The 3,514-nt window shown below is 36.8% G+C and carries 2 protein-coding genes; both read right to left on the bottom strand.

Annotated features, from left to right (window positions below; translation table 11 throughout):
* Positions 1–835: 835 nt before the first annotated feature.
* Positions 836–2,077 (bottom strand): hypothetical protein, encoded by a 1,242-nt coding sequence (locus ACFSY7_RS10585; RefSeq protein WP_380147807.1) that lies wholly within the window; start codon positions 2,075–2,077, stop codon positions 836–838.
* Between the two features lie 10 nt (positions 2,078–2,087).
* Positions 2,088–3,227, bottom strand: a complete 1,140-nt coding sequence (locus tag ACFSY7_RS10580) for a hypothetical protein (protein WP_380147806.1) — start codon at positions 3,225–3,227, stop codon at positions 2,088–2,090.
* Positions 3,228–3,514: the final 287 nt, after the last annotated feature.

Genomic DNA, 3,514 nt, shown 5'->3' with positions numbered 1-3,514 from the left:
CACACGCTTCCTCGCACGTTGTCATCTTGGATTTGACCAGGCACGTGCCGAATTAGAAGCGATGTTTGATCGCTAAATGTGACGATCTACCAAGTTTGGGTTGAGCCATTTACACAAAATTATTGACGGTGCCTTTTAATGTTTAGTATAGAAAAATATGTAGAAGAAGTTCGATTTAATTTAGAAAAGAAATCAAATGAGTTGATTAAATCTTTTAAGGGTTTAGAAAATGTTAAGTTTCCAGAAGAGGCGTCTGTTTTAGTGGCATAGACATATTTTTCTTTAGATGATGTTCATCTTTTTTTAGAAGCGAATGAAGATATGTTTGATTCAGTTCACCCAGTTGAAGGTAGTGATTATACTTTTAATGTGACATTACTTAATAATTTTGATCTTTATGACTAATATTCAAAAAATTTTAATGAAAAAGAAGAAGAAATTTTTAGTGAATTTTATAGTGACAATGGTCTAGAAGGAATTACTATAAAAGAATATGGGAATTGGGTCAAAAAGTGTTTTGATCAAGCTAAAATTACTTTGAATTTACCTATTTACTTTAGAATATTAGATGAAGAAGATGCGCTTAATTTAGTAACAGGTGAATGGGAAGACCAAATGGAAATAGAATTATAACGGTCTGTTGGAAAAATTCTCTACTTGAAAAGAGCAAAAAACGCTTTTAAACCAACGTTTTTTGCTCTTTTAATATTCCAAAAGTGCCATCCAGGAAATTGTTCTACTTTTATGAGATGGAAAAAAACTAGACTTTCATATCATCTACAATATGATTACGCTAAAATTCTTGTCGCTATTTATACAACGTTATACATGCCCACTACAATTTCCGACTATACGCAATCAACGTCTGTTCCACGCTCATTAATTCATCTGCTAATGCATGTTCATGGATACCTGCTGTTCCTAGTACTGTCATTAAGCGTTCAAATGCCTGAAATGGATCTTTTGAAATCATTGGCTCGATTAATTCAAGCTGATTTTTTACGTTATGTAATGATGTCATATCTTCCTTATGGTAAGTTGAAAAGGCGTCATTTATTTTCTCTGAAAACTGCTCTTGTAAGGCGTCATATTTATGCATCTTTGTTTGTTCCTTATATTGTAGTACGCGCTGCATTTTTTCAATTAAGTGCTGTAAAGCTAATGAAAAAGCAACTTGTTCTTTTTTTGCGAACATTTTTTTCATATTCAGCGATAATTTGCCGCCTTGCTTCATGCCAATATACGTACCGACGATTGGAAACACGATGCCCCCTGCACCAGGGAGCACCACATTCCCAACTAAACCTAACGCAACTTTACCAATTGCCGCTGTCGTAGCTCGACTTGCTGTGTCAAATGCGACATTTCTCGTTGCTGTACGCAATTTAATGCCGTCTTTATAAATGCGTTTGGCATTCGTCAACGAACTCACGCCAAATGTAATCCACGGAATTTCAAAATCCGTTAAATTGTCCGCATGAACAAGTGTCTGTTGCGTCGTTTTAATCACTTCTTCACGCGTTACCGCAGTGCTATAAACCAGTGGATTATTCTCATACATATTCGCCAATTCTTGGTTTGCATAGATCGGAATATCGGGATATTTTGCGAAATGTTGCTCGACAATCGCGTTTGAAGCTCCACATTTCACTTGGAAGCGCTCGCCATCGACAAGCATATCCCACCCCACTTGATTTGATGTCTCTGGAAATTCGACATCATGCCCGGCTGCTTCTAGTTGCTGGGCAATTATCCGCTCCGCTACATAGCCTTGCAGCTGCGCCATATTTCCAGTCAAATTGGCTGTATCGATCGTACTCGCAAAATTGGATAACGCGAGTAAATTCGATAAATCCTCACTGCGCGCAAAATCAATGCCTTTAACAGCTGTCGGGTTGATCATACAATAATCATATAAAAATTCACCGGCGCTAATTGTCGCAATAATTGTCGTTTCGGTCACTTTTGAACGAAATAAATTGCCGCGTTTTTTTTCTTTCTTTTCGATTGAACACTCTAGCGCGGCTTTAAAGTTTCCGTCACGCCAATAGTGCCAAAATGTCTCGTTCGTAATCATTCGCTCTGCCTCACTTTACATCTTTTAAACCGTACCAACGTTTTTGATGCCTTTTTAAATCATTTTCTTTTGTTGAAATTGTCTCTTTTAATGTAACCATGGTCTTTTCAGCTTCCGATATTTTCTTACTGCATTCCTGCTGCTGTTGCTTACAAGATTTTATTTGTGCGTTTATTACTGCGATGGCTTCCCAATATTTTTTTAAACAAGGCGGCTTCATCTCAATTGTTTCATCAACCCGTTGTTTCGCTACGCGTTCATATAACTTGTCGCAGTCACTAATTTTACTTTTAAGGCTTGTATTAGCGACTAAATTTTTAACCGCATTAAACATGCCTTTATTTGCATCATTTAATGTAATCTTTTTTTCTAGCTTAGCTTTATATAATAAAATAGGTTTCATCCCGGATGATAATTCAAGATAGCGCGCAGATTTTTCGTTTTCAGGAATATCTTCTAAAAATCTTGCCATTTGTGCCATTTGTTGTTCTATATTTTGCTCTTCCTTGTTTTCTTCTAAAAATGCTTTATATTTTAATTCACGATACGTTGACAATTGATGCTCATATTCTTTATAGGTATCTTTCAATTTATGAATTTCGCGTTGAATCGCTTTTTGTTTTTCATATGGCACCATCCAAGCTTCGATGAAAGCTTCATAATGTCTACCTTCAGGCTCTCCCATCATAATCGGTAGCAGCAGTTGTACAACGCCGATAGGCACGAACATTTTACTTACTTTATCATTTTGCTTTTTAAGCATCACACCGCCTCCTGCAGCGATTGCGATTAACCCGATAGGCCCTGTTAATATGGAAAATGCAGATGTTAAAAATATGTACGAACTAAATGACAGTGTAATGCCAAAAAATCCTGTAATGGCGGCAATGGTACTTGTTAACGTCGTGAAAGCCGCAAAACCCATCACCTCAACAATAATTGCAAGCATGGCCGCAGAGCCTTGTGTCAACATAAGATTGCGGATTGTACGACTCGTCAGGTCATTAATATTTAATTTTTCCTTAATTTCTTTTTGCTTATCTAGTGGAAGTGATTGTAAATAATGCTCGACTTGGTCAATAAATTGTTCATTTTCCCCATCATCTAAATCTTGTATCGTCGCATCAAATGACTCAAAAATCTTTTGCATTTGAAAGGTCACAAGCTGCCTCGCTTCTAACTCCTGTTGAGGTTGACCGTGTACAAACTCTCGATATTCTTTATCTTTTTTTAATTGGAGTTGATGTGTTTCGACGACAATGCGCTCACACGCCGCTTCAAAGTCTTTTTTCGTATTGTAATAACTCCCAGGTAATTTCAGTTGTTTTTGAATATGTGATAGATTGTCAAATTAACTGCACCACTTCACATTCAAATGCATCCTGTGTGGTATTCCAGTTGAGGCACTTTCTTGGTCGATTGTTGATCAATGAAAGT

This window comes from Kurthia populi, from assembly GCF_042686175.1.
Lineage (GTDB): Bacteria > Bacillota > Bacilli > Bacillales_A > Planococcaceae > Kurthia > Kurthia populi.
Note: the sequence above shows the minus strand (reverse complement) of the source record. Positions and strands in the feature narration are given on the sequence as shown.